Origin of the sequence: Novilysobacter selenitireducens (genome assembly GCF_020026895.1) — a bacterium.
Taxonomy (GTDB): domain Bacteria; phylum Pseudomonadota; class Gammaproteobacteria; order Xanthomonadales; family Xanthomonadaceae; genus Lysobacter_C; species Lysobacter_C selenitireducens.
Map to the genome: position 1 here is coordinate 16718 of NZ_JAINZW010000009.1, position 16260 is coordinate 32977.

General features: G+C 69.1%; 15 protein-coding genes. 10 read left to right on the forward strand and 5 right to left on the reverse strand.

Annotation, left to right across the window (positions count from 1 at the left end):
* Positions 1-213 precede the first annotated feature (213 nt).
* Positions 214-1611, forward strand: coding sequence for a glycosyltransferase (locus K6753_RS14035; RefSeq protein ID WP_223677095.1), 1398 nt, complete (start codon positions 214-216; stop codon positions 1609-1611).
* A gap of 15 nt (positions 1612-1626) precedes the next feature.
* On the opposite strand, the gene K6753_RS14040 is transcribed toward K6753_RS14035, so the two are convergent.
* A complete protein-coding gene (locus K6753_RS14040; RefSeq protein WP_425492135.1) occupies positions 1627-2601 on the reverse strand; it encodes a LysR family transcriptional regulator in 975 nt (324 codons plus the stop codon).
* Positions 2602-2700: 99 nt separating this feature from the next.
* Here K6753_RS14040 and aceB point away from each other — a divergent pair, with 99 nt between their 5' ends.
* The 4 genes from aceB (at position 2701) to K6753_RS14060 (ending at position 9864) form a co-directional block, all read left to right on the forward strand.
* The gene (gene aceB, locus K6753_RS14045) at positions 2701-4362 is read left to right on the forward strand and encodes a malate synthase A (RefSeq protein WP_223677097.1); all 1662 of its coding nucleotides are present in this window, start codon (positions 2701-2703) and stop codon (positions 4360-4362) included.
* A gap of 337 nt (positions 4363-4699) precedes the next feature.
* Positions 4700-6019, forward strand: coding sequence for an isocitrate lyase (aceA, locus tag K6753_RS14050; RefSeq protein WP_223677098.1), 1320 nt, complete (start codon positions 4700-4702; stop codon positions 6017-6019).
* Positions 6020-6147: 128 nt separating this feature from the next.
* Positions 6148-7206, forward strand: coding sequence for a GGDEF domain-containing protein (locus K6753_RS14055; RefSeq protein ID WP_223677099.1), 1059 nt, complete (start codon positions 6148-6150; stop codon positions 7204-7206).
* 3 nt (positions 7207-7209) lie between these two features.
* On the forward strand, positions 7210-9864 hold the full coding sequence (locus K6753_RS14060; protein WP_425492137.1) for a putative peptide modification system cyclase: 2655 nt from the start codon (positions 7210-7212) through the stop codon (positions 9862-9864).
* Here the strand turns inward: K6753_RS14060 and K6753_RS14065 are convergent.
* Together K6753_RS14065 and K6753_RS14070 are read right to left on the reverse strand one after the other, a co-directional pair.
* A complete protein-coding gene (locus K6753_RS14065) occupies positions 9807-10145 on the reverse strand; it encodes an NHLP-related RiPP peptide (RefSeq protein ID WP_223677100.1) in 339 nt (112 codons plus the stop codon). The genes K6753_RS14060 and K6753_RS14065 overlap by 58 nt on opposite strands.
* A gap of 206 nt (positions 10146-10351) precedes the next feature.
* Positions 10352-10705, reverse strand: coding sequence for an NHLP-related RiPP peptide (locus K6753_RS14070; protein ID WP_223677101.1), 354 nt, complete (start codon positions 10703-10705; stop codon positions 10352-10354).
* A gap of 118 nt (positions 10706-10823) precedes the next feature.
* Here K6753_RS14070 and K6753_RS14075 point away from each other — a divergent pair, with 118 nt between their 5' ends.
* The 3 genes from K6753_RS14075 (at position 10824) to K6753_RS14085 (ending at position 13303) form a co-directional block, all read left to right on the forward strand.
* Positions 10824-12023, forward strand: a complete 1200-nt coding sequence (locus K6753_RS14075; protein WP_223677102.1) for a putative peptide maturation dehydrogenase — start codon at positions 10824-10826, stop codon at positions 12021-12023.
* A 93-nt stretch (positions 12024-12116) separates the two neighbouring features.
* Positions 12117-12593 (forward strand): hypothetical protein, encoded by a 477-nt coding sequence (locus K6753_RS14080; protein ID WP_223677103.1) that lies wholly within the window; start codon positions 12117-12119, stop codon positions 12591-12593.
* A 200-nt stretch (positions 12594-12793) separates the two neighbouring features.
* Entirely contained in the window at positions 12794-13303 is a 510-nt protein-coding gene (locus tag K6753_RS14085) for a hypothetical protein (RefSeq protein ID WP_223677104.1), read from the forward strand.
* Between the two features lie 32 nt (positions 13304-13335).
* On the opposite strand, the gene K6753_RS14090 is transcribed toward K6753_RS14085, so the two are convergent.
* On the reverse strand, positions 13336-14835 hold the full coding sequence (locus K6753_RS14090) for a YifB family Mg chelatase-like AAA ATPase (RefSeq protein ID WP_223677105.1): 1500 nt from the start codon (positions 14833-14835) through the stop codon (positions 13336-13338).
* A 10-nt stretch (positions 14836-14845) separates the two neighbouring features.
* Positions 14846-15121, reverse strand: a complete 276-nt coding sequence (ubiK, locus tag K6753_RS14095) for a ubiquinone biosynthesis accessory factor UbiK (protein ID WP_223677106.1) — start codon at positions 15119-15121, stop codon at positions 14846-14848.
* 196 nt (positions 15122-15317) lie between these two features.
* Here ubiK and K6753_RS14100 point away from each other — a divergent pair, with 196 nt between their 5' ends.
* Positions 15318-15656, forward strand: coding sequence for a P-II family nitrogen regulator (locus tag K6753_RS14100; RefSeq protein ID WP_223677107.1), 339 nt, complete (start codon positions 15318-15320; stop codon positions 15654-15656).
* 68 nt (positions 15657-15724) lie between these two features.
* Positions 15725-16204 (forward strand): hypothetical protein, encoded by a 480-nt coding sequence (locus K6753_RS14105; protein ID WP_223677108.1) that lies wholly within the window; start codon positions 15725-15727, stop codon positions 16202-16204.
* Positions 16205-16260: the final 56 nt, after the last annotated feature.

Consider the following 16260-nt stretch of genomic DNA (forward strand, 5'->3'; position numbering starts at 1 on the left):
TGCGACCGGGTTGGCATGTTTTTTGCGCCTCAGTTCTCACTTCGGCGGTGCCCGCTTCGGTGGGCCCCGGCGTCCGGGATGGAGCCCAGCGCGGCAAAGGGGGACCAGTGCAGGCAGTCGCGGCCACGACCGCAGACATCGGCGCGACCGCGCACGGGTGCCATGCCCGATGCGCCGGCCGACGCCGCAGCGCCATGACAGGAGCCGCGCGCCATGGGCACGCCGTCGCTCTTCGCGCTTAATCCCAACGCGCTGCTCAGCGCCTTCGGCTTCTGGCGGGGCCCGGACCCGACCGTGCCGACCCCGGTCGATCGCTGGCAGGACGCCAGCGTGGACGTGGTCATCCACGCCGACCGCCACCAGCACAGCATCGCCTACTGCCTGGCCGCGCTGCAGCGGCAGACCCTGCGTCCGCGCCAGGTGCTGCTGATCGACGACGGCGGCGCCGGCCGCGACCACACCGTGCAGATCGCGCGCGAGTTTTCCCGCGCCAACGCCATGCCACTGGTGGTGGTCGAGCGGATGTGGTCGATCGGCCGCGCGCCCACGCTCAAGCGCCAGGCGCGCGAGCTGGACGGCGACGTGCTGTTCGCGCTCGACGGCGAGACGGTGCTGGAGTCGCCCGACTACATCGAGCGCTGCGTGCACGAGCTCTACCAGGGCGCCGGCATCGCCAGCGCCACCGGCACGGTGTGGCCGATGCGCGCGAGCGACCGCCGGGCCTGGGCGGCGATGCCCGAGTTCCGGCGCTGGGTCGGCGCCGACGGATACCGCGACCCGCTGCTGCAGGAGGACCCCGTGCATCGCCTGCTGTGGTGGGCGGGCAACGCCTATCGCGAGACTGTGGCCGGGTTCCAGCAGCGCTTCCTCAACCGCGGGCTGATGGCGCTGCTGGGTGGTGTCGCCCACCCGCCCGGCTGCGCGGTCGCCTACCGGCGGCGCTACCTCAAGGACGTGTTCGACCGCTACGAGCCGGTGTTCGGCGACGACCTCACAGGCCTGCCGGACCTGTTCATCGGTTTTGCGCTCAACAACGTCGGTTACCGCAACGTGCAGCTGGCCGAGGTGCAGGTGCGCGCGGTCTACGGCGATGTCTTGCAGGTGCCGGCGCACGCGCGCCACGACACGCTCGCCTTCCTGCAGGCCTGCCACGACTTCGACAGCCTGATGCGCACCCCGCTGCGCTGGCCGCGCCAGTGGTGGGAGCGCTGGCGCCGGCGCGGGCAGCGCCACTCGCCGGACTGGCGCGAGCTGCGCCGCGTCGCCGAGGCCTACCGCCAGCCGTTCGGCGAGCGCCTCACGCGCCAGCACGGCCGCCCGATCGGCTGGGCGCTGTTCTTCGCCGCCGTGGAAAAGGTCGTGTTCCCGATCGGCCTGCTGTCGTTGGTGGCGCTGGGCCAGTGGCAATGGCTGGCCGCGGTGGTCGCCGCCGAGTGTGTTGCCGCGTGGGGCGTGCTGCTGGCGGTAACGCCGCGCGGCCGCTGGGCGATGCTCGGCAAGGCCGTGCTGTTCACGCCGATGCGCTACGCGCTGATGATGCAGGAGCTGGGCACGGTGCTCGGCTTCCTCCTCAAGCGCTCGCTGCGCACGCAGCGGCGGCTCCGCCGGTAGCACGCCGGACGGCGGTCAGCGCTGCGACTGGCCCGTGTCGTCGTAGCCCCCGCGCTCGAACAGCGCCGGCTGGATCAGCTCGCTGAAGGCCCGCGCCTGCGGGCTGAGGTACTTGCCCTTGCGCACCACCACGCCGTAGCTGCGTGACGGGAAGTACTCGGCCAAGGACCTCGCCGCCAGCCGCGCGCGGTCGGCCTCGGTCAGGCAGATCGCGGTGACGATGCTGATGCCCAGCCCCATTGCCACGTACTGCTTGATCACCTCCCAGCCGCCCACCTCCAGCGCCACCGTGTACGGCACGCGGTTGCGCTGGAACACCAGGTCCACCAGCCGGTAGGTGGTCAGCCGCTGCGGCGGCAGGATCAGCCCGTACGGCGACAGGTCGGCCAGCGTGAGGTCCGGCTTGGACGCCAGCGGGTGGTCGGGCGGGGTGATCAGCATCGGGTCGAACCGGTACACCGGCGCGTAGTCGAGGTCGGCCGGCACGTCCAGCATCGACCCCACGGCCAGGTCGACCGCGTCCGAACGCAGCAGGTCCAGGCCGCCGGCGCCGGTGACGTTGTGCAGGCTCAGCCGCACCTCCGGATGGGCGGCGCGGAACGCCTCCACGATGCGCGGCAGCAGGTAGAGGATGGTCGAACTGCCGGCGGCGACGTTGAGTTCGCCCGCGTCCATCCCGCGCAGGCGCTCGTTGAACGCGCCTTCCAGGCCGTCGAACCCCTCCACCAGCGGGCGGGCCAGTTCGTACAGGGCCTCGCCCTCGGGTGTCAGCACCAGCCGCCGGCCGCTGCGCTCCAGCAGGCGCTGGCCCATCTCGCGCTCCAGTGCCTGCAGTTGCAGCGTCACCGCGGGCTGGCTCAGGAACAGCGCCTCGGCCGCGCGCGACACCGACCCCAGCCGGGCGGTCTGGCAGAAGGCGCGCAACGGCTTGAGGCGGTCGCCCTTGTAGGCGAAGCGGTGGCTGGCAGGCACGGCCGGCGGGGTTTCCATGAAGATATAAGAAGAACAAATACCACGTATTGACAACTCTTGTTTGTCAAATACCAGACGCCCCCGCATGGTCATGGCCCGCCTCACAGGAGCCATCGCATGTCGGCCGTGCTGCAGAACCTCCCGCCCGTCGATTCCACCGCCACCGTCCCCGCCGGGCTGACCGTCTCGGCCCGCGAGCCGGGGCAGGAGCGGCTGCTGACGCGGGAGGCGCTGTCGTTCCTGGCCGGGCTGCACCGCGCGTTCGAGGCCGTCCGCCAGGACCGGCTGGCCGCGCGGCGCGAGCGCCAGGCCGCGTTCGACGCCGGCGCGCTGCCGGACTTCCGCAGCGATACCGCCGCGATCCGCAGCGGCGACTGGCAGGTCGGCCCGATCCCGAAGGCCCTGCTCGACCGCCGGGTGGAGATCACCGGCCCGGTCGACCCCAAGATGGTCATCAACGCGCTCAACTCCGGCGCGCAGTGCTACATGGCCGACTTCGAGGACAGCACCAGCCCGACCTGGCGCAACCTGCTGACTGGCCAGCACGCGCTGCGCCGCGCGGTCGCCGGCACGCTGGACTGGATGGCGCCCGACGGCGGCCGCCATTACACACTCAAACCGCAGGACGAACAGGCGGTGCTGATCGTGCGCCCGCGCGGCTGGCACCTGGACGAGAAGCACGTGGCGGTGGACGGCGCGCCGATGTCGGCCAGCCTGTTCGATGCCGGCCTGTTCCTGTTCCACAACGCGCGGGCGCTGGCCACGCGCGATCGCGGACCGTACCTGTACCTGCCCAAGCTCGAATGCATGGAAGAGGCCGCGTTGTGGAACGACGCCTTGGCCCATGCCGAGCGCGCGCTGGATCTCCCGGCCGACAGCATCAAGGTCACCGTGCTGATCGAGACGCTGCCGGCCGCGTTCGAGATGGACGAGATCCTGCACGCGCTGCGCGGCCGCATCGTCGGCCTCAACTGCGGGCGCTGGGACTACATCTTCAGTGCGATCAAGACGCTGCGCGCGCACCGCGGCCGGGTCCTGCCCGAGCGCGGCCAGGTGACGATGGACCAGCCGTTCCTGCGCGCCTATTCCGAGCTGCTGGTGCAAACCTGCCACCGTCGCGGCGCGCACGCGATGGGCGGCATGGCCGCGCAGATCCCGATCAGCGGCGACGCCGCCGCCAACGACGCCGCGCTCGCCAAGGTGCGCGCCGACAAGCTGCGCGAGGTCACCGCGGGCCATGACGGAACGTGGGTGGCGCACCCGGCGCTGATCCCGGTGGCGCGCGCGGTGTTCGACGAGCGCATGCCCGGCCCGCACCAGCACCACGTCACCCGCGACGAGGTGCATGTCGACGCATCCGACCTGCTGGCGGTGCCGCGCGGCACCATCACCCGCCGCGGCTTCGAGGACAACGTCGAGGTCTGCGTGCGGTATCTCGCCGCGTGGCTCGACGGCCACGGCTGCGTGCCGATCCACTGGCTGATGGAGGACGCCGCCACCGCCGAGATCGCGCGCGCGCAGTTGTGGCAGTGGCTGCATCACTCCACCCGCAGCGCCGCCGCGCCGCACGAGCCCGGCCTGCACCTGGACGACGGTACGCCGGTCGACTTCGCCCTGCTGGAGCGCGCGCTGATCGGACTGCCCAGCAAGCTCGCCGACCGCCTGAACCTGCCCGGCGCCAGCCGCATCAACGAGGCCATCGGGATGCTCGACCGCCTGACCCACGCCGACGAACTCGCCGACTTCCTGACCCTCCCCGCCTACGCGCGCCTGGACTGATCGGCAGAGCCCTTCTGTAGGAGCGGCTTCAGCCGCGAACCCCACTCCATCGCAGCCACGCCACCTTCCGATCGCGGCTGAAGCCGCTCCTACAAAGACCCGAGCCGACACCACAAACCCTCTGTAGGAGCGACGTAAGTCGCGACCGCGCCACTCCGACGACCCGCGCAACCACCGATTCCCGATCGCGACTCACGTCGCTCCTACATAAAACCGAGACGCCCCTGTAGGAGCGGCTTCAGCCGCGAACACCGCTCCACCGCAGCCACGCAACCCCACGATCGCGGCTGAAGCCGCTCCTACAAAACCTGCCAACGCCCACCACGAGGACACCGCCATGACCGCATCGCTCCCGAACGCCGACCAGCTCCGCCAGCAGTGGGCCAGCGACACGCGCTGGGCCGGTATCGAGCGCCCGTACACGGCCGAGGACGTGGTCCGCCTGCGCGGCAGCGTCGCGGTCGAGCACAGCCTGGCGCGGCTCGGCGCGGAGAAGCTCTGGAACCACCTGGAGCGCGAGCCTTTCGTCAACGCGCTCGGTGCGCTGACCGGCAACCAGGCCATGCAGCAGGTCAAGGCCGGGCTGAAGGCGATCTACCTGTCCGGCTGGCAGGTCGCCGCCGACGCCAACCTCGGCGGGCAGATGTACCCCGACCAGTCGCTGTACCCGGCCGACTCGGTACCCGCCGTGGTCAAGCGCATCAACAACACGCTGCTGCGCGCCGACCAGATCCAGTGCGCGGAGAACGGCGGCGAGCACCGCGACGGCGACGTCGACTTCCTGCAGCCGATCGTGGCCGACGCCGAGGCCGGCTTCGGCGGCGTGCTCAACGCGTTCGAACTGATGAAGGGGATGATCGAAGCCGGCGCGGCCGGCGTGCATTTCGAGGACCAGCTGGCCAGTGCCAAGAAGTGCGGCCACCTGGGCGGCAAGGTGCTGGTGCCCACGCGCGAGGCGGTCGACAAGCTCGTCGCGGCGCGCCTGGCCAGTGACGTCATGGGCGTGCCGACGCTGATCGTCGCGCGCACCGATGCCGAGGCCGCCGACCTGCTGACCTCCGACATCGACCCCAACGACGCACCGTTCTGCACCGGCGAGCGCACCGTCGAAGGCTTCCACAAGACCCGCAACGGCCTGGAGCAGGCGATCAGTCGCGGCCTGGCCTACGCGCCGTACGCCGATCTGGTGTGGTGCGAGACCGGCAAGCCCGATCTCGGCTTCGCGCGCGAGTTCGCCCAGGCCATCCACGCGAAGTACCCGGGCAAGTTGCTCGCCTACAACTGCTCGCCCAGCTTCAACTGGAAGAAGAACCTGGACGACGCGACCATCGCCACGTTCCAGCAGGAAATCGCCACCTACGGCTACCGCTTCCAGTTCATCACCCTGGCCGGCTTCCACGCGCTCAACTACGGCATGTTCGACCTCGCCCACGGCTACGCGCGCCGGCAGATGAGCGCCTTCGTCGAGTTGCAGGAGCGCGAGTTCGCCGCCGCCGAGCGCGGCTTCACCGCCGTCAAGCACCAGCGCGAGGTCGGCACCGGCTATTTCGACGCCGTCACGCAGACGGTGCAGGGCGCGAATTCCTCGACCGTCGCGCTGAAGGGCTCGACCGAGGAAGCCCAGTTCGCCGACCGCAAGCCGGCCATCGCGGCCTGAGTCCACCGCCCGCGGCGCGGCTGGCCGGGCAGGGCGCCGGACCCCGTTTCCCAAGGGTCTGGTGCTATGCTCCGGCTTCACAGCTCGTTCAGTTTCGAACAGCGCAGGCCGGGCAGCGGGAGCGGGGGATGAATCGCGACAACGTGGTGCGCATGCCCGCCGGCGACCAGGCCGCTCCGGACCCCGCCGCGGGGCCCACGAACCTGGTGGCCGCCGTGCTCACATCCGCCGAGTTCGACCTCTTCGCCCGGCTCGGCCGCGAGCGCCGCGTCGTGGCGGGCGAAGTGCTGTTCCGCCGTGGCGACCCGGGCACCACGATGTATGTCGTCGCCAGTGGCGAGGTCGAACTCGACTTCGGTGACGACCTGCTCGCCAAGCGCCTGGGCCCGTGCGAGTTCTTCGGCGAACTCGGCCTGCTGATCGGCGACCACGCCCGCAGCGCCGATGCCACCGTCACCATGGACGGCGCGCTGCTGGAGCTGTCCAACAGTGAGTTCGAGCGCCTGGTCGACCGCGACCCGGGCCTGGTGTCGTACTTCCTGCGCCGCGCCATCATGCGCGTGGTCGCCAACGAGCAGGGCCTGATCCGCCGCCTGCGCCGCCGCAACCACGATCTGCAGGCCGCGCTGGACCACCTGCACGCCACCACCACCCAGCTCAACCAGACCGAGGAGATGGTCCGCACCGACGACCTCACCGGCCTGTACAACCGCCGCGGCCTCAACCTGCACCTGCAGGAAAGCCGCGCGATCGGCATGCCCGAGGCGCTCGGCCTGATCCTGGTGGACTGCGACCGCTTCAAGCAGGTCAACGACGACCACGGCCACCTGGTCGGCGACCGCGTGCTGCAGAGCGTCGCCTCCATCCTGCGCGCCGTGTCCGGCCCGGACGACATCGCCTGCCGCCTCGGTGGCGACGAGTTCTGCCTGCTGGTCACCGCCGCGTCCAGGGACGAGGTGATGCGCTTTGCCGAGTACATCGTGCGCACCGCGCGCCAGCTGATGGAACTGAGCGAGGACCACCACAGCGCGCCCACCATCTGCCCGCTCAGCGTTGGCGCCGCGCTGGTGGACCCGCAGCTGGACTGGAACGACTGGTACGCGCTGGCCGACGGCGCCCTGTACCGCGCCAAGCGGCTGGGTGGTGGCCGCGTGGAATGGCAGGAGCCGGCGGCCGCCACCGCCTGAGCCATGAGCGCCACATCTACCGCCACGCCGGCGCACTTTGCGGACGCGATGTTCGAAGAAGGCGACGCTCCGCAACTCCGCACCATCCTGCTGACCGACATCTGCGACTCCACCGGCCTGGTGGAGGTGCTCGGCGACAAGGGCGCCGCGCAGCTGTTCCGCGAACACGACCGGCTGGTGATGACGCTGCAGCAGCAGTGGCGCGGCCGCCTGATCGACCGTTCCGACGGCCTGCTGCTGCTGTTCGAGCGCCCCATCGACGGCCTCGGCTTCGCCATCGACTACGCGCGTGGGCTCAGCGAGATCGGCAAGCTGCGTTCGATCGACATCAAGATCCGCGCCGGCCTGCACGTCGGCGAGGTGCTGACCTGGCGCAACAGCGAGGAGTCCGTGCGCGTCGGCGCCAAGCCCATCGAGGTCGAGGGCCTGGCCAAGCCGAACGCCGCGCGCCTGATGTCGATGGCGCGCCCCGGGCAGATCCTGCTGTCGGCCGTGGCCGAGCCGCTGGCCCACCGCGCCGCGCGCGAGCTGGGCGAGCGCGGCCAGCACCTGATCTGGAAGTCCCTGGGCCGCTGGCGCTTCAAGGGCGTGCCCGAGCCGCAGGAAATCTTCGAGGTCGGCGAGCCCGGCATCGCCCCGCTGCGCGCCCCGCCCAACAGCCCCAAGGCGTGGCGCGCCGTGCCGCTCTGGCGCCGCCCGGCCATGCTGGCCGCGCAACTGGCGCTGGTGGTGGCTGTCGGCATCGGCGGCTGGTTCGTGACCCGCCCGGCGCCGGCTATCGCCTTCGGCGAGCGCGACTGGGTGGTCGTCGGCGACCTGCGCAACCTCACCGGCCAGACCGTGCTGGACGAGTCGCTGGAACAGGCCTTCCGCATCAGCTTGGAGCAGTCGCGCCACGTCAATGTGCTCAGCGACCTCAAGACCCGCGACACTCTGGCGCGCATGCAACTGCCCGCCGACACTGTCATCGACCGCGACATCGCCTCGGAAATCGCCCTGCGCGACGGCGCACGCGCTGTGATCTTGCCGACGGTGGCGGAGGTGGGCGGGCGCGTGCGAATCAGCGTCGAGGTGATCGATCCGACAAGCAAGATCACCGTGCATGCGGAGTCAGCCGATGGCGACGGGATAGATTCAACGCTCTCGTCAATCGACAACCTGACAGCTTCACTTCGCGGAGTTCTCGGCGAGGCGATCAGCTCCGTGGAAAAGAGCTCCACGCCCCTGCCGCAAGTTTCCACGTCAAGCCTGGATGCGTTACGCGCGTATGCATTGGGGCAAAAGGAATACAGCCAAGGCGATTACGAGGCGGCGCTCAAGTGGTACGGCAGGGCAGTGGAGTTCGATCCCGAGTTCGCGCTTGCCTGGGTGGGACAAATGCGGGCGCACTACGCAAGCGCGAATCTTCCAGGCGCGCTGGAGCCCCTTCGCAGGGCCCAGCAGCTGGAAGCGCGATTGTCGAGTCGAGAGAAGCTTTATCTGGCTGCGTGGTCCGCTGAATTCGATCAGCCTGAGAAGGCGATCGAGAAGTGGGTAGAGCTGGCAAACCTGTATCCGGATTTCTGGCCGGGGTTGGTGAATGCTGCCACGTGGCTCTACGCCGATAACAGGTTCAAAGAAGCGGAGACCTACGTCCGACAATCCATGCATAGCCAGAGTGACCTCTCCACGCTTGGCTATGACGATCTGGGTCGAACGATGCTGGGGCAGGAGCGTTACAAGGAGGCTGCATCAGCTTTCGATCAAGCGATCGAGAAAGGTGTCACCAGCAGCTTGAGGCGCCGTGCCGACGTGGCAGCGGCACGGAGGAACTACGACAAGGCATTCGAATCGCTAGCGGCAGCGAGTTCCGACGATCCGTATCCCTACTTCGAACGAATCGCGGTTTCCCTTGATAGGGCCCGTTGGAGTGAGGCACGCGACGCATCCGAGGCGTCGGAGCGCCTCACGAACGGAGATACGTTTACTGGAATCGCCTTCATGGCCCCGAGGGCTGTAACAGATTGGTTGTCGGACAATCCGAAGCAGGCGCACGAAAAGCTCGAAACCGCTATTCAGCTGGCGCTTGAGGGTTCAAAGAATGATGGCCATGCGGGCAGTGCCAAAGAGCATGCCGGACTTGCGCTTTCAGCCGCGCTGATCTCCCAGCGGTCCGGAAATCGATCACTGGCTCTACGAGCAGTGGCCGGGCTGGAAGAACGGGAAGCGATGTTGAAGGTGAGGAAGCTTGCAGAGCTGGCTACCGTTATTCGTGCGAATGAGTTGCGTCTTTCAGGAAAGGCCGACGAAGCGCTCAAGCTTCTCGATCCCATGATCACGGGTCATGAGCTTTATCAAACGCGCGTCGCCTTGATGGAGGCCCATGCTGCGGCCGGAAATGTAGAAGCCGCGCTGGAGCAGAGCGAGTGGCTGGCGGTACGGCGCGGTCTGGCCTATATCGAGCTTGGTTTCGGACAGAGTCTGCAAGCGCTGAATGTTGCGGACAGCAACCTGACGCTACTAAGGCGTGCGGAAGTCCTTGAGGCAGCGGGCCGTCTGCAGGAAGCCAGAAGCGCTTTGCAGCGCTTCGACCAGTTGTGGCCGGTCGAAGCGCTACCTAGTCACTTGAGGGCTAGGCGCTCAAAACTGGAGGTCGCGTCCAGCTTGGGCGTTGTGTAATTCAACCCGGTGATCAGCATGGACCTGATCTCGTTTCTTGCCGCTCGAATGACGTCTTTCGACGCCAGCTGCCGAACTTTGCAATCGGCGAAGGGCTCAGGCTGTGCGGCAACTGCAAGACCGCATGCCGTCATCGCGCCCGGCTCCTGCGGCACGTAGCCGATTTCCGCCAGCGCCGAGAGATGATCGCGCTGGAAGCGATCGCGAAAGCCGTCGTCCGTGCTCAACAGGTCCAACAGCCGGTCGGCGATCCTGGCCTTTAGCGGTGCGGTCATCGTCATGGTGTTCCCCTTCCCCAGTCGCATCAGCCACTTGGCTGGCTGGCGGAATCTAACCGGATCGCCAAGGCTGAACAACTGCGCATGCGCGGAACAGGCAGTATTTGGCGCGGTGTTGGGAGGGCTCAGTAACGGAAGGCCGCCGGTGGGAACACTGGCGGCCCGGCAACTCTAGGGCGCGCGACCTCGCGTATTACCCTCGGGTCCTGCTACTGGGCAAGCGAGTACCGAGAGCAATCTGTATTTGCATCGAGTTGCGGCGTTGTCTGGTTAAGACCACGTAGCAACATGGCGCATATTTCCTTACGGGCGCCCGCGATAACTGACTTGCTGGCTAGCTCAACCCCGATAAAGCAATCGAACGGGAAAGCGAGCAGGGTGTCTTCATCGAAGCCGCTAGCCTCCATCGCTTGGCGCGGGTTGGCCTGGAACCGCTCCCGGAAGGTGTCGTCCGTACTCAGCAGGTGGAGCAACCGATCGGTGGCCGCCGCGGACAGGGGCGCCGACCGCGCCTTGTGCAACAGGCTGGGCGAGCTGGCAGTGCTGCTGGTCGTCAGATTCATATCAATTCCTTTGAAGTGGAAAGTGCGGTTGCCGCCATCGATGCCGGCAAAGCAAGCTACTTCCCCCTGGGGGGGGGTGCAAGCACACTGCTTGAAGTCTGCAAGGGGAAGAATCCGAATGCGTATCCGGCGATGTGGGGTGGCGTACATCGAGCCACGGGAAGAGTCCGAGTTCTCGCTCGACCTGCTGCTCACGGGAGGGGACGGCATCCGCCGCGACCGGCGCTGGCTGGCATTGGCCCCGCACCTGGGGGACGAAGTCGAAGTCGATGTCGCCGAGCGCGAACTGCTCGGGGCGCTGAGCCCGACCCAGTGGATCGACCCGGACACGCTTGATACGGAAGCGGCCGTCGCCCTGCCGCGGCTGATCGACCTCGGCCTGGTGGTCACCGACGCCGCCGAGCACGCCACCCTGCGCCAGCGCGACGAGGCGCTTCGCGGCACGTACTGGCACCCGCTCGCGGCGACGCTGCATGCCTTCACCCGCTGGAGCGGCGTCAACACGGTCAAGAACTCGCAGGACAGCGGCACCGAAACCGCGGTGGCGATGCGCGAGGTGCTGGGCGCACCGCCGGTCGAGGCGGCCACCCGCGCTGCGGCGGACGACGCCGTCAACTTGCCGCGCATCCCGCCCAACGACTTCGATGCGCTGCTGGCGCGGCGCGCGACGTGCCGCAACTTCGATGCACAGCGCAAAGTGCCGTTCGAGCAGTTCTCCCAATTGCTGCAGCGCGTGTTCGCCGCGCAGGCGGAAGTGCGGGTCAGCGACGACCTGGTGTTCCTCAAGAAGAACGTGCCCTCCGGCGGCGGGCTGCACCCGATGGAGTGCTACCTGATCGTCCAGCACGTGGAGGGCGTGGCGCCGGGCCTGTACCACTACCAGTCCACCGCGCACGCGCTGGAACCGCTGGCGGTGCCCGAGGGCCGCAGTTGGGACGGAGACGGGTTGCGCGACTTCGTCATGGACATGGTCGCCCAGCAGCACTGGTTCGCCGACGCGCACGTGCTGGTGATCCTCGCGCCGCGCTTCGACCGCACCTTCTGGAAATACCGCCACCACGCCAAGGGCTATCGCGTGGTTGCGCTGGAGGCCGGCCACCTGTCGCAGACCCTGTACCTGTCGGCCACCGAGGCCGGGCTGGGCGCGTTCATCACCGGCGCCATCAACGAGGTGCAGATCGAGCAGGCCTTCGGCCTGGACCCGATCCACCAGGGCGCCCTGGCCATCTGCGGCTTCGGCTGGCGTGCGCAGACGATGGAAACGGCCGAGCTGGACCCCAATGGCGAGGTCTGGCAAGCGGCCACCGACGCGGCTTGACCGGGCCGGCCGGCCCGCTGTGCGGCCTTTGGCATTAGACACGGGCCGGCAGGCGGACTAGGGTCGGGGTTCAACCACTGGAGTCCCAACGATATGCGCCTTCGTAGTCTGTTCGCGTCCCTGGCCATCTGCGCCGGTCTGGTCTTCGCCCCCGCCATCGCCGCGGACACGCCTTCGCTCGACCTGGACGCCGTGCGCGCCCAGCAAGCCGAAATCCGCGCCGGTGCCCGGGCTGCGAGCGGCATCTACGAGAACCTGCCGGAAGCCAAGCGCAACGAGCTGGTGTCCCGCCAGGACCGCATGCTGGCCATGATCCAGGGCAAGCAGACCGCGGATGACCTCAGCGAAAGCGAGAAGCTGGAGCTGTTCAATACGTTGGAGTGGATCGAGGCGACGGTGAACCGCGCCGAGGACAGCCGCATGGTCTGCGAGGTCCGCAAGATCATTGGTAGCAACCGGCGTGAGCGGGTCTGTCGCACCGTCGCGCAGATTCGCGCCGAGCGTGAATACGCGCGGGACCACATGGAGCGGCGCGGCGTCTGCGAGGTCAACTGCGGCGGTCGCGAGTGATCCAGTGGAACTGGCGCAGGGCTACCGGACGTTGACCCGGCGCCCGCGCCCTGCGATCGGCAGGGCGTGTTGACTTCCGGCTCCCGCGGCGCGATATGGGCGAGTCCGCAAATGGGGTCGCCGGGTGGCGGCCCCGAACCGCCCTGGCGGACGGGCGTGGGGAACGAGGAGGATCGACGATGAATTACCGGGACGTGGTAATGGCAGTCGTTCTGGCAGTCGGGCTGACGGCACTGGTGTCCTACCCTGTCGCGGCGGCCCAGGTGGCAGGCGGACAGGCCCCATCCGAGCAGGCCGAACCCAGCACCGAGCCGGAGGCCGATGGCCTCGAGCTGATCCGCGAGCAGCAACTGGAACTCAAGGCCACGCTGGACGCCGGCGAAACCGAAGGTCTGTCCGTGCGCGAGGTCAACCGCATCCGCAAGGAGCAGGCCGGGGTGTTCGCCCTGATCGACGGCAAGGCCACGCTGGCCGACATGTCGATCAACGAGAAGGTGGAGCTGGAGAACGCCCTCGAGCGGATCAACGCCTACGTGAAGGGCGGCCGGGCAGGTCGCGACGAGCAGGACGTGTGCTGGCGCGAGCGGATGTCCGGCACCAGCCGCATGGTGACCCGCTGCGGCACCGAGAAGGAGCGCGACCAGGCGCGCGAGGGCGCCCGCGATTTCCTGCAGCGGCCGAAGATCTGTTCCGGACCCGGTTGCGGCTGATCACTGCGACCGTGCTCCCGCTGGCCCGGGCGTCAAGCCTGGGCGTCGCCGCGGCGATAGCCGATCGCTTCACTCAGGTGTGCCGTTCCGATCGATTCGCTGCCCGCCAGGTCGGCGATCGTCCGTGCGACCCGCAGGATCCGATGCATCGACCGGGCCGACAGCTGCAGCGCGTCAACGGCGCGCTCGAGCAATGCCTGGTCGCCCGCTGACAGCACGCACGTGGCGTTGAGCAGGGCCTGCGGCATGCGGGCGTTGGTGATGCCGCCGCGGGCGTGTTGCAACGCGCGGGCGGCTTCGACGCGTGCACGCACTGCGTCTGAAGGTTCGCCGGGCGGGGCGTTGGCGCGCAGCTCGGCCGGTGGCAGGCGCGGCACTTCGACCTGCAGGTCGATGCGGTCCAGCAGCGGGCCCGAGATGCGCCCGCGGTAACGGCGGATGGCGTCGCTGCTGCAGCGGCAGCGCGCGCTGGGGTCCCCCGCCCATCCGCACGGGCACGGGTTCATTGCGGCCACCAGCTGGAACCGCGCCGGGAACTCGGCCGTCCGCGCCGCGCGCGATACCGTCACCACACCCGATTCCAAGGGCTCGCGCAGCACTTCCAGCGCGTGGCGGTCCCACTCGGGCAGTTCGTCCAGGAACAGCACGCCGTGGTGCGCCAGCGAGATCTCGCCCGGCCGCGGCAGCGCGCCGCCGCCGACCAGTGCCACTGCGCTGGCGGTGTGGTGGGGGCTCCGGTACGGCCGCTGCCGCCAGCGCGCAGGGTCCAGTCCGCGGCCGCTGATGGAGGCGATGGCCGCGCTCTCCAGTGCTTCGTCCTCGCTGGCTTCCGGCAGCAGGCCGGTCAGGCGCGAGGCCAGCAGCGTCTTGCCGCAGCCGGGCGGGCCGACCAGCAAAAGGTGGTGACCGCCCGCGGCCGCGATCTCAAGTGCGCGCCGTGCATGCGCCTGCCCGCGCACGTCCGCGAGGTCCGGCCCGACGTCGCGCGTGGGGATGGGGGCGACCGCCTCGGGCAGCGTCTTCTGCCCGGCCAGCATGGCGCAGACCTCCAGCAGCGTGCGTGCGGTGCGGGCCTCGACGCGTCCGGCCAGCGCTGCCTCGGCGCCGTTGCCGGCGGGCACGACGAGGCGATGCCCCGCGTCGGCTGCCGCGATCGCCGCCGGCAACACGCCTTCCACCGCGCGCAGCTCGCCGGTCAGGCCCAGCTCGCCAAGGAACTCGACTCCGCGCAGCGCCTCCAGCGGCACCTGGCCGCTCGCGGCCAGGATGCCCAGCGCGATCGGCAGGTCGAAGCGCCCGCCGTCCTTGGGCAGGTCGGCAGGGGCCAGGTTGACGGTGATCCTCCGCTGCGGGAATTCGAACTGCGCGCACTGGATGGCCGCGCGCACGCGGTCCTTGGATTCGCGCACCGCCGCCTCGGGCAGGCCGACGATCGACATCGACGGCAGGCCGCCGCCCAGGTGCACCTCCACCCGCACGTCGGGCGCACGCACGCCCGTGCGTGCACGGCTGTGCACGACTGCCAGGTTCATCCGGGGACGCTCAGGCGTCGGGGGTGTCGCCGGCGCGGCGGGCCGGGGTACCGGCCTCCAGCGCGGCGACGGTGCGCTCCAGCGCCTCGAGCTTCTCGCGCGTGCGCAGCAGCACCGCGCGCTGCACCTCGAACTCCTCGCGCGTCACCAGGTCGAGCTTGGCCAGCCCCGACTGCAGCACCGAGCGGAAGTTCTGCTGCAGCTCGTCGCGCCCTTCGCGCAGGCCGGGCGGCACCAGGTTGCTGAGGCGGCGGGCGAGGTCGTCGATGGGGTTGAGGTCGATCATGGCGTGGGTGTCTCCAGTGGCGCGGCCCCGCAGCGTGTCGAACGCGCCGCGGCGCGGCCATCGGCCTCGTGCGCCCCGTGCTGTCGGGGAAATCCGCAGCGGCCGGCGGGGCCGCGCACTTTAACCCGGGCCCGCCGCAGGGGCGCGTGAGCTTCGCGCTATCCTGCGCGGCGCACGCAAGGCACCGGAGACGCCGATGAAGATGGTCATGGCCGTGATCAAGCCGTTCAAGCTCGACGATGTCCGCGAGGCGCTGGCCGAAACCGGCGTGGCCGGCATCACCGCCACCGAGGTGAAAGGCTTCGGCCGGCAGAAGGGCCACACCGAGTTGTATCGCGGCGCCGAGTACGTGGTCGACTTCCTGCCCAAGATCAAGCTGGAAGTCGCCGTGACCGACGACCAGGCCGACGCGGTGGTGGAGGCGATCATGAAGGCCGCCGGCACCGGCAAGATCGGCGACGGCAAGATCTTCGTCTACGAACTGGACCGGGCGGTGCGCATCCGCACCGGCGAACTGGACGCGGACGCGTTGTAGCGCGTACCGCCATCGAGGAGGGTATTGCAGTGAAGACATGCACACCGATCCGGGCCGCCCTGCTGGGCGTGCTTGTCCTGGCCGCGGCCTCCTCGCACCCGGCGCGCGCCGATGCAGGTACCGGCGGCAGCGACCGCGTCGCCGGCATTCTCGACGCGCAGCGGGAGCTTCGTGACGAGATGTCCCATTCAAAAGGGAAGTACGCCCGGCTGAACAGCGACGCGAAGGCGAAGATCCGCGAGCGGCAGGACCGCGTTGCCGAGTTGCTGGAAGGCGCGTCGAGCCTGTCGGATCTGCGCCCCGACCGGCAGGTGGAAGTGGTCAACGCGCTGGAAGACATCAATACGCTGATCACCGAGAACCGCGCCGACCACCAGACCTGCTGGCGTGAACGCCGGACGGGCACCACCATGATGTCGACGGTCTGCGCGACCCAGGCCGAGCGCGACCGCCTGGCGGAGGACGCGCGGGCGTTCAAGTCCGATCCGGGCGTGTGCATCCCCACGGGCACGGCGGGCGCGGCCTCATGCGGACGAATCGGCGAATAGGCAGCAGGATGGGTTGGGGCGATCAACCCATCATTTCAGACGCGTGCGGACGCGCC

What these genes read in the sequence shown, in the direction of transcription:
- K6753_RS14035 (WP_223677095.1), top strand. Translation starts at nt 214, where the DNA reads ATGGGCACGCCGTCGCTCTTCGCGCTTAATCCCAACGCGCTGCTCAGC.
- K6753_RS14040 (WP_425492135.1), bottom strand. Translation starts at nt 2,601, where the DNA reads ATGGAAACCCCGCCGGCCGTGCCTGCCAGCCACCGCTTCGCCTACAAG.
- aceB (WP_223677097.1), top strand. Translation starts at nt 2,701, where the DNA reads ATGTCGGCCGTGCTGCAGAACCTCCCGCCCGTCGATTCCACCGCCACC.
- aceA (WP_223677098.1), top strand. Translation starts at nt 4,700, where the DNA reads ATGACCGCATCGCTCCCGAACGCCGACCAGCTCCGCCAGCAGTGGGCC.
- K6753_RS14055 (WP_223677099.1), top strand. Translation starts at nt 6,148, where the DNA reads ATGAATCGCGACAACGTGGTGCGCATGCCCGCCGGCGACCAGGCCGCT.
- K6753_RS14060 (WP_425492137.1), top strand. Translation starts at nt 7,210, where the DNA reads ATGAGCGCCACATCTACCGCCACGCCGGCGCACTTTGCGGACGCGATG.
- K6753_RS14065 (WP_223677100.1), bottom strand. Translation starts at nt 10,145, where the DNA reads ATGACGATGACCGCACCGCTAAAGGCCAGGATCGCCGACCGGCTGTTG.
- K6753_RS14070 (WP_223677101.1), bottom strand. Translation starts at nt 10,705, where the DNA reads ATGAATCTGACGACCAGCAGCACTGCCAGCTCGCCCAGCCTGTTGCAC.
- K6753_RS14075 (WP_223677102.1), top strand. Translation starts at nt 10,824, where the DNA reads ATGCGTATCCGGCGATGTGGGGTGGCGTACATCGAGCCACGGGAAGAG.
- K6753_RS14080 (WP_223677103.1), top strand. Translation starts at nt 12,117, where the DNA reads ATGCGCCTTCGTAGTCTGTTCGCGTCCCTGGCCATCTGCGCCGGTCTG.
- K6753_RS14085 (WP_223677104.1), top strand. Translation starts at nt 12,794, where the DNA reads ATGGCAGTCGTTCTGGCAGTCGGGCTGACGGCACTGGTGTCCTACCCT.
- K6753_RS14090 (WP_223677105.1), bottom strand. Translation starts at nt 14,835, where the DNA reads ATGAACCTGGCAGTCGTGCACAGCCGTGCACGCACGGGCGTGCGTGCG.
- ubiK (WP_223677106.1), bottom strand. Translation starts at nt 15,121, where the DNA reads ATGATCGACCTCAACCCCATCGACGACCTCGCCCGCCGCCTCAGCAAC.
- K6753_RS14100 (WP_223677107.1), top strand. Translation starts at nt 15,318, where the DNA reads ATGAAGATGGTCATGGCCGTGATCAAGCCGTTCAAGCTCGACGATGTC.